This is a genomic window from Streptococcus suis (assembly GCF_019794555.1).
GTDB classification, from domain to species: Bacteria; Bacillota; Bacilli; order Lactobacillales; family Streptococcaceae; genus Streptococcus; species Streptococcus suis_AB.
In genome coordinates this window covers 1-8,808 of the sequence record NZ_JAIMEP010000047.1, presented here as the reverse complement: position 1 = coordinate 8,808, position 8,808 = coordinate 1, and the positions used below count along the sequence as shown (strand labels likewise).

Annotated in this window: 11 protein-coding genes; 8 read left to right on the top strand and 3 right to left on the bottom strand. The window is 34.5% G+C overall.

Features of this window, described 5'->3' with window-relative positions; translation table 11 throughout:
- The 6 genes from K6V48_RS11225 to K6V48_RS11200 form a co-directional block, all read left to right on the top strand.
- The coding region (locus K6V48_RS11225; protein ID WP_185952781.1) for an aminoglycoside 6-adenylyltransferase at positions 1 to 474 on the top strand (474 nt) is incomplete at its 5' end.
- A 43-nt stretch (positions 475 to 517) separates the two neighbouring features.
- On the top strand, positions 518 to 1,045 hold the full coding sequence (locus tag K6V48_RS11220) for a phosphoribosyltransferase family protein (RefSeq protein ID WP_002294507.1): 528 nt from the start codon (positions 518 to 520) through the stop codon (positions 1,043 to 1,045).
- Positions 1,046 to 1,176: 131 nt separating this feature from the next.
- Entirely contained in the window at positions 1,177 to 1,965 is a 789-nt protein-coding gene (gene ant(9) / locus K6V48_RS11215; RefSeq protein WP_027622104.1) for an aminoglycoside nucleotidyltransferase ANT(9), read from the top strand.
- Positions 1,966 to 2,363: 398 nt separating this feature from the next.
- Positions 2,364 to 2,786, top strand: a complete 423-nt coding sequence (locus K6V48_RS11210) for a hypothetical protein (RefSeq protein ID WP_171989979.1) — start codon at positions 2,364 to 2,366, stop codon at positions 2,784 to 2,786.
- A 195-nt stretch (positions 2,787 to 2,981) separates the two neighbouring features.
- On the top strand, positions 2,982 to 3,377 hold the full coding sequence (locus K6V48_RS11205; RefSeq protein ID WP_239604521.1) for a YkvA family protein: 396 nt from the start codon (positions 2,982 to 2,984) through the stop codon (positions 3,375 to 3,377).
- 156 nt (positions 3,378 to 3,533) lie between these two features.
- Positions 3,534 to 4,274, top strand: coding sequence for a S1 family peptidase (locus tag K6V48_RS11200; protein WP_171989978.1), 741 nt, complete (start codon positions 3,534 to 3,536; stop codon positions 4,272 to 4,274).
- A gap of 12 nt (positions 4,275 to 4,286) precedes the next feature.
- Here K6V48_RS11200 and K6V48_RS11195 read toward each other — a convergent pair whose 3' ends face one another.
- Entirely contained in the window at positions 4,287 to 4,967 is a 681-nt protein-coding gene (locus tag K6V48_RS11195; RefSeq protein WP_172507150.1) for an IS6 family transposase, read from the bottom strand.
- 304 nt (positions 4,968 to 5,271) lie between these two features.
- Between K6V48_RS11195 and K6V48_RS11190 the strand changes: the two genes are divergently transcribed.
- On the top strand, positions 5,272 to 5,433 hold the full coding sequence (locus K6V48_RS11190) for a hypothetical protein (RefSeq protein WP_003131412.1): 162 nt from the start codon (positions 5,272 to 5,274) through the stop codon (positions 5,431 to 5,433).
- Between the two features lie 85 nt (positions 5,434 to 5,518).
- Positions 5,519 to 7,099 carry a ribosomal protection-like ABC-F family protein gene (gene abc-f / locus K6V48_RS11185; protein WP_171989998.1) on the top strand — a complete coding sequence of 527 codons (1,581 nt, stop codon included), beginning with the start codon at positions 5,519 to 5,521 and terminating at the stop codon, positions 7,097 to 7,099.
- A gap of 94 nt (positions 7,100 to 7,193) precedes the next feature.
- Here the strand turns inward: abc-f and K6V48_RS11180 are convergent, their stop codons facing one another.
- Together K6V48_RS11180 and K6V48_RS11175 are read right to left on the bottom strand one after the other, a co-directional pair.
- Complete coding sequence (locus tag K6V48_RS11180) at positions 7,194 to 8,084, bottom strand: IS982 family transposase (RefSeq protein WP_222369766.1); 891 nt, start codon at positions 8,082 to 8,084, stop codon at positions 7,194 to 7,196.
- A 257-nt stretch (positions 8,085 to 8,341) separates the two neighbouring features.
- Positions 8,342 to 8,557, bottom strand: coding sequence for a helix-turn-helix transcriptional regulator (locus tag K6V48_RS11175; protein WP_101913440.1), 216 nt, complete (start codon positions 8,555 to 8,557; stop codon positions 8,342 to 8,344).
- Positions 8,558 to 8,808: the final 251 nt, after the last annotated feature.

The window sequence follows — 8,808 nt, the reverse complement described above, 5'->3', positions numbered from 1 at the left end:
AGGGACATAGTTCCGACTGATATAGATTATCATGTAAGAAAGCCAAGCGCAAGGGAGTATGATGATTGCTGCAATGAATTTTGGAATGTAACACCTTATGTTATTAAAGGATTGTGCCGCAAAGAGATACTGTTTGCAATCGATCATCTGAACCAGATTCTACGGTTTGAACTACTTAGGATGATGTCGTGGAAGGTTGGGATAAAGACAGAATTTTCATTAAGTGTTGGGAAAAATTATAAGTATATTAACAAATACATTGATGAAGATCTATGGAATAGATTATTATCTACATATCGCATGGATTCCTATGAAAATATTTGGAAGTCATTATTTATATGCCACCAATTGTTCAGGGAAGTGTCCAAAGAGGTAGCAGAACTACTGGGGTTTGATTATCCAGAGTATGGTAAGAACATAACAAGATATACCGAGGACATGTATAAAAAATATGTTGAAAATGACTATTTTTAAAGATTAGCAAAGATTATTAACCATAAGCAAGGGGTGTAAATGTATGGAAAGTACTGATGTTATAAATGAAATTAGAGGTATATTACCTCGTAACTCAATTGGAAAATATGATTTACTAACTATTTTTACACATAAAACCGTTTTTGATAAAATTGTAAAAGTACTATCATTGGATTTTCAAAATAAAGTAGATTATGTGGCTGCCCCAGAAGCAATTGGATGGATACTAGGCACTGCCATAGCCAAAGAACTTGGAGTGGGGTTTATTGGAGTAAGAAAAGGTGATAAGCTGCCATACGCAAAAGAAGAGATTATTTCGACACATTTTACCGACTATTCAGGTCAAGATAAAAGCTTTGAAATATCTAAGAGTTCTATTGTGAGGAACAAAAGAGTTTTGATTGTAGATGATTGGATAGAGACAGGTTCTCAAATGAAGGCTTTAATAGCTTTGTTAGAGAAATTGGATTGCAGCATTATTGGGTTGGCTACTATTGGGATTGATATAAATGAGGTTACTCAAAAATGGATAGACAGCAGTTTTGTAGCTTATATTGGCTCAAACATATAATAAACCGAAAGAAAATCTTGAATCAAAATTTTGGATGGCGTTAATTTACAATACAACGAAAGATGTTTACTCTTTTTTTATAAATTTTAAGAGGCGTTAAAAAACAGTTTTCAGACGAAAGGAGATCGAAGTTGAGTATAGATTTAAGTAACAAAAAAATTCCGAAAGAAGCAATTCAAGCATTAAAAACTATAGCGGAACTACTTGATAATATGTTAATTGGGGTGTATTTGTATGGTTCGGCAGTAATGGGTGGTTTACGTATGAATAGCGATGTAGATATTTTGGTAATAACAAATCAAAGTTTATCTGAAAAAACTCGAAGGAATCTTACAAATAGGTTAATGCTTATATCTGGGAAAATAGGAAACATAAAAGATATGAGGCCTCTTGAAGTTACGGTCATAAATCAAAAGGATATTGTCCCTTGGCATTTCCCCCCCAAATATGAATTTATGTATGGCGAGTGGCTAAGAGAGCAGTTTGAAAAGGGAGAAATTCCTGAGTCGACTTATGATCCGGATTTAGCAATACTTTTAGCACAACTAAGAAAAAATAGTATTAACCTTTTGGGACCAAAGGCAACAGAAGTAATTGAGCCTGTGCCAATGACAGATATTCGAAAAGCAATTAAAGAATCGTTGCCCGGGTTGATAACTAGCATTAAAGGTGACGAACGCAATGTGATTTTAACTTTAGCCAGAATGTGGGTGACAGCATCTACTGGTGAAATCAGATCAAAAGATCTGGCAGCTGAATGGGCAATACCTCAATTACCTTATGAGCATGCCATTTTACTTGACAAAGCAAGAAAGGCTTATCTAGGAGGGTATATTGATAAGTGGAAAGGAATGGATTCTGAGGTGACTGAACTCGTTAATAATATGAAGAAGTCTATAGAGTCTTCCCTTAATCTCTAAAAGGCTGGTGTTGAGAATTCCATTGATAGGTTCTCTCATACCGAAATTTCTTAAAATGGTCAAAAACCGCTGGATATGTTCCCGTCTACCGATAGTTCCAAAAATGCTGCTGATATGTTTCCACAGACGGGCAAAGTAATATGACATCAATGCCATCAACTCGAGCCATGTGGAGACGATTTGTTTGTTAGAGCGTAAATAGACATAAAGTGAATAAGTAATAGAAAGAGCTTCTAGTCAAGTGGGGAAATCCATTTTTTTAGAAGCTTTTTTATCAATTCTAGAGCTAGATAGATGAGCATATCGAGTTAGCACGGTAAAAAAGTGGGTAATAAACTAGTAAGATTAATGTGGGGGAGATATAGAATGAATAATTTTGTTTTATAAAGGGAGCGAACATGAAAAAAATGAATTTTAAATATAAAGTCTACATATTGTTAGCAATCATCGGTGGTTTCTCACTCATAGCAGATATTTTTGATATCCTTGAGTTAAATCGCTATAATGCCCTAGTTGTAATATTGTTGCTTACGATCCTTTTTTGCGTCATCCAATACCGTGCAGCAATGAAAGGCTTGGATACCATGTTTAGTATTAGCCGAGATTATAAAGTGCGTAAAATCTGGGGTGTGGAGAATCTGTTTGATTGGGAAAAAGTAAGAGAACGTCAGCTAAGGTGGGCTCCTGTATGTACCGGAATAAGTCTGATGGAATTATTTATACTATATGTTAGTAAGCATCAATATATTGTTATACTTATGATTATTTGGGCAATCAATCTGTTGTTATATGTTATTCTAACCCGGCCATTAAAGTACTAATTGGTATAATGACTCATTATATATCAACAATAATAATGTCTAACCAAAATGAAAATTGTTATTTTAACTAAAATCGTCTAATTATAGTTAGCTTTAACTGCTAACACGAAGTAGGTAAATTACGCCAGTTGAAGAGGAATACTTTTCACAAGAGATAAGGGGAGTTTTATGACACAAGAATTTTAGGATAAAGAATTGAAAAGTCAACTGACTGGTCATTCAAAAGAAGCAGAGCGATTACTGAATGATGAAGATAAGATGGAAAAATTCTTAGAGCACATGGAGCGAAAGCTTCAGAAAGTACCGATGGTAGGTAATAAACTATCGAGTATTCCGATGTTAATTTCGCTAGTTCGAGCCTATATTAAAAAAGAATACCGCGAGATCCCCATCGGTAGTATGATTGCGGTTGTAAGTGCACTGCTTTATTTTGGTTCACCAGTGGATTTAATTCCTGACTTTATCCCGGTTACGGGCTATTTAGATGATGCGGCTATCATTGCCTTGGTCTGGCAATTGGTAGAAGATGATGTAGCAGAATATAAACAATGGCAAAAAGCTAATGGGAAACGTGTTCTAGAGGATGAGTAATTAAATAAGACGTACAAAGCTAGATGGCTTTGTGCATCTTATTTAATTTAATGTTTTTGATAACGCTGGTATAAGATAAATGGTTATAGTATGATTAAACTGCATTTACATAAAAAGTAATATAGGAATTATTAATTGTTCAGAAGGAGGAAATACATGAACAAGCATTCTAAGTTGTTGATGGTCATTGTGGCAAGTCTCATTATTTTGGTTACTAGCATTTTCTTTTCTGATATGAGAGCGCTATTTAATCAAGCGAGATATCAAGAATTACTAGAAACAGTTGAAGAGGAAATACTATCTGCCAATATCAAAATCGTTGCTCTTACTAAAGGTACCAGGGGCTTAGCGGGGGCAAGTGGCGTGATCTTTAAAAGGGAAGGTCAAACATATTATGCTTTAACAGCAAACCATGTTGTGACAAGTGAAACTGATTTAGATCAAACAACCTATGTCGTTTTAGGTCATGATACTTTAGATTTTAGTGATGTTGTTGAGGAGAAAGGTTTCGTTATGGATGTCGCCGACTATTATAAATCACTTCCAAGCATGTCTATCGAATACACCAGTAAGATTCATGATTTAGCTGTTGTAAGTTTTACAACGGATAAGGAATATCCAGTTGTTGAGATAAGTAACGAATCACCTATGCATAAAGATATGGCTGTAACAATGAGCAATCCACATGGTGAACGAAATAAAGTCACAGCCGGAAAAATAAAGAGTAAAGAATACGTAACTTTTAGTGATAATGAGGAAAGTACGGTGGACCTAGTCGTTGAACATACCGCCCTGATTTCCGTAGGAAGTAGTGGGAGTGCTCTGCTGAATGAAAAATTAGAGCTAGTTGGTATCGGTTCTGTTGCGAAGTTTGAAAATCAAACTCGCCCTTTCTGAACTCCAAATATCTTAGGCTGGTATTCCCATTAATACCTTGATTTCAGTAGACACCGAAAAGCCGAAGAGCGTTCCGTTTCTTCGGTTCTTTTTATATATTCCTCGAAGGGTCTCCATGCCCTTAATCGTGGAAGAGGCTGTACGGAGACTTTGATAAAATTTATTTCGTCGTTTAATAGGTCGATGGTCTTGTTCTATTAAATTGTTAAGATACTTCACAGTTCTGTGCTCTGTTTTGGTGTATAATCCGTTTCTCTGTAACTTTCTAAATGCAGATCCTATAGAGGGTGCTTTATCTGTTACGATGACTCTAGGTTGTCCAAATTGTTTATGGAGTCGCTTTAAGAAAGCATACGCCGCCTGAGTATCTCTTTTCTTTCGTAACCAGATATCTAAGGTTAGGCCGTCCGCATCAATTGCACGATAAAGATAATGCCAACGTCCCTTAATTTTGATATAGGTTTCGTCCATTTTCCATGAATAGAAGGACTGTCTATTTTTCTTCTTCCAAAGATAATAGAGGACTTTGCTGTACTCTTGCACCCAACGATAAATCGTAGTATGACAAACATTTATTCCACGATCATATAACAATTCCTGAACTTCACGATAGCTTAGATTGTAACGCAGGTAGTAACCAACAGCGACAATAATGACGTCTTTTTTGAATTGTTTGCCTTTAAAATGATTCATTACTCTGTCCTCTCTGTCTTTTTTCTCAATTTTACACAAAAATAGATTTTTTGGAAAACTTTGCAACAGAACCGTTTTATGTTATAATTGTCTTAAATAAATGAACGAGGTAAGGTCTATTGAAAATCTAAGTTTTGAACTTTAAAAATATTCGTAAATATCGAGTGTTTTTGTTGTATTCATAACTTAGATAAAATAGGCTTTTATTATGTTTACAGATTGGGCGATTTGTCGAAATTTGTATCTTTTAAAGCTCTGTTCACCTAAGTTGTGAAAAGAGTTTTTTTAATTTAAGGAGAAAATAATGAATCAAAAACAAAAAGAAATGCAAGCTAAACTAGAACAAATTAAGAAAAATAAACCGCAATTTGCTGGGAAAAATACTAATGGGATGACAGCGGTAAAAGCAACCAAGCAAAATCAACACGGAGCAAAAATTAATGCTCCAAGAAAAGCGGGAATTTGAGATTTATGAACATTTAGAGGAACTCACTCTGAGTTTTTCTACTCAAATTAGATTTCATAATTCTCACAAATGAGAGGAGAATTAAATGTCAAATATTGAATTTAAAGACTTAACCTTTGGCTATGGGGATAACCTGATTTTCAATCATGCCCAAATAAATATTGATGACCGTTGGAAATTAGGATTAGTAGGTCGAAATGGACGTGGAAAATCAACCCTTTTAAACTTATTACAAGGAAAACTAACTACTGACAGCACGATACTTACTGACAAAAACTTTGTTTACTTTCCGCAGTTACTGACAGAGGAAGAATTAATTGATGAAAATAACTTCAAAAATCAAAATGTCCATGATGACCCTTCTGTAGAAAGTCTGTCAGTAAAAATTACTGACAGAAAGTCACAATTAACTTATTATGTGCTAAATGAATTAGCTGAATTTGAACAATGGAAATTAGAACGTGAATTATCTTTATTGAAAGTTGATTTAGAAATCCTTTGGCGCCCTTTTGAAAGTTTATCAGGTGGGGAACAAACCAAGTGTCTCTTGGCAATTTTATTTTTAGATGAGGCCAATTTTCCACTAATTGATGAACCAACAAACCATCTAGATATGGAAAGCAGAAAAATAGTTGCGGCCTATCTTAAAAAGAAATCAGGATTTATCGTTGTATCGCATGATCGACATTTTCTTGATCAGGTTTGTGATCATATTTTAGCGATTGAACGTCAGCAAATAATTCTTTATCAGGGGAATTTTTCAACTTATGAACAAGAAAAACAGTTGCGTGATGATTTTGAGCTCGCTGAAGATGAAAAATTACGTAAAGATATATCACGATTGAAAAAGTCAGCCAGAGAAAAAGAAGATTGGTCGAGAAATCTAGAAGCTACAAAATCTAGAAAAAAACGTGGTTTTGATAGTGAAACTAAAGGCATTGATAAAGGGTTCGTCGGTCGAAAAGCTGCAAATATGATGCAAAAATCCAAAAATTTAGAGAAGAGGATGAATCAGGAAATCTTTGATAAAGAGAAGTTACTCAAAAATATCGAAAAAACTGAACCTCTATCTTTGAAATACCATGCTTCACACCATAAAATACTGATACAATTTGAAAAATTTTCGCTTGTATTTGATAAAAAACCACTATTTCAACCGATTGATTTTTCTTTGAAAGAAGGAGAAATTGCGGCTGTTGTTGGACCAAATGGTCAGGGAAAATCAAGTATTATCAAATATTTGTCTGGAAATTTTGGGGGTAAACACAGCGGGTTTGTTCAACTTCCGCAAGGGATAAAAATATCAATTGTTCGTCAGATTTATGATAATCGCGGATACCTAAAAGATTTTGCAACTGAACATCAGTTGGATTATGAGTTATTTCTTTCTAATCTCAGAAAACTAGGCATGGAACGTAAGCAGTTTACTCAAAAAATAGAAACAATGAGTCAAGGGCAGCAGAAAAAAGTTGAATTAGCACGAAGCTTATCACAAGAAGCAGAGCTTTATCTTTGGGATGAACCTCTTAATTATCTTGATGTTTTTAATCATGAACAGATTATTAAACTTCTAGAAACTAGTCATCCCACAATGCTTTTAGTTGAACATGACCAAGACTTTATTGAAAGAATTTCTAACCAAATTATTAATCTAAAAGATACATAACTTTAAAAAATAAAAGTAGAGTGATTTTACTCTACTTTTTTAGAATACTATCATATAATAGGAAATAGTAATTCATACCCGAATTGCTAGTTGATTATTTAGCCATGACTTGATACCCGATAGAATATCTTAAAGTCTCTGGTTCCAGTGATTTAGCTGATTTTAACAGTAAAGAATACGCTAAAAGTATCATCTCTAATTTCAATTGAAAACCTTGAGGCGAACGACTTTTACAACGCTCAGCTCCTAGATTTGTCAAAAAAGAGAAAACTCGCTCAATCACTTTTCTACGTTTTGAAAAATTAGGGAAAAGGATTTTCTTTTGCTTCATGTTCTTCCTGACAGGTGTAATTAGATCAATCCCTTTTAATTCCAGCCTATCATGCAGTGACTGACCTAAATATCCCATATCTCCAAGGACTGTTGGTGTCCCAAATTGACTCAACACTTCCTCGGCCATTGTACTGTCAGCTATTGAAGCAGGAGTAATTGTGTAGTCTATGACATAGCCTGATTCACTGACTAAAGCATGACATTTACATCCATAGAAGTACTGTCCCTTTGTAGCATTGTAGCCAACATTTGCATAATCTCCAAGAACTTTGCTTCTGAAATTACGAATAGGCTGACACAAAGGAATGGGGAAGCTGTCAATAATGGATACACTAATTCCTTCAACCTCTTTAAAGACGAGTGCTTGGCGAATGACTTGGATACTCGGTAAGAGGGCATTACAACGGCGGACAAAGCGAGAATATTCTAGGAAATTAAGAAATAAACTTTGAGCCAATTGGTGCTTAGCTTTAAGCGTTTCACTAAAATGCAGTACGCCCCAGAGGTAACAAGCGATAACTAAGCAATCTGATGTTGCGAGATGGACGTTCTTTCGGTTTTGAACCTCAAGGGGAACACTCGTTTGATAAAGCGTCTCAATGGTTGTCAGTAAATAAACAAAAACTTTTGGAAGTGTGCTATTATAAGTCATATAAGTCGTGCGCTTTCTAATGCTTAGTGGTTTAAGATTAGGATAGCACGACTTATTTATTTTCCAATGAAATTAACTAGCAATTCGGGTTTATAGTATATAAAAAAATAGCCCATAACTGTTAAGTTATGAACCTTTTCTTCCCAAAACTTGTAATTATAACTTAGAATAGAGATATAAATTAGATTTGAAGTGAATGCGTATAGAATATAGGGCACCTCTAAAAACGTATGAAAAGAGGTGCCCTTAAGTCTTCACTACTCAAAATAGAATAATTTTTCAAATTCTATATCCAACGCTATACAAAGTAATAATGCTAATTTAGCAGATGGAACGTACTCATAGGTTTCTATATTGCTAATTGTCTGTCTCGAAACACCAACAATTTTAGCCAAATTACTCTGGTTTATTTGTTTTTCAGCACGAGCCACTTTTAACCTATTCTTTAACTCAAGTTTTCCTTTATCCCTCATTTAAAAATTCCACTCATTAAATTCCAGCCCATCACAGAAACAGCAACTAATAATACTACAATTACTATGATGTTAGTCATCGACCTCTTCTTTGGACTAATGTCAAATAATTAGACACAAAATGAGATACATCTTTGGAAAGTCAACGAAAAACTAGACACGGAGTTAAGAGAATTTAAGAATTATATTTTTCAAAGTCTTTTGGAGACTTGTAATCAAGACCTGAATGCATCCTTTTTGTATTGTAATAG